The organism is Ciceribacter ferrooxidans (assembly GCF_004137355.1).
Lineage (GTDB): Bacteria > Pseudomonadota > Alphaproteobacteria > Rhizobiales > Rhizobiaceae > Allorhizobium > Allorhizobium ferrooxidans.
In genome coordinates, this window is record NZ_SDVB01000424.1 from 1 (window position 1) to 252 (window position 252).

General features: G+C 63.5%; 1 pseudogene. It reads right to left on the reverse strand.

Annotated elements, in window-relative coordinates:
* Positions 1–252 (reverse strand): annotated as a pseudogene (locus tag EUU22_RS24825) (alpha/beta hydrolase family protein); the annotation flags it as partial.

Below are 252 nucleotides of genomic sequence, written 5' to 3' on the forward strand. Positions count from 1 at the left end.
TAGCAGCGCGTCGATCCAGAAACCGGTGGCGTGACGGGCATGGAAGAGGTCGAAATGTCCCAGCCGGTCCACGCCGAGGTTGGCGGGCGAAAGCAGGACCTCCGTCGTCGGCGCTTGTCGATAGTATCGAAGCGCTCGTCTGATTGCCGTCACCGTTGCGAACTCGTCGTCCGCCGCGGTGATCGCCAGGATCGGCGCAGTCACGGCGGAAAAGTTATTCAGGATCGCCTGCCGTTCCCGCGCGGGATAGCT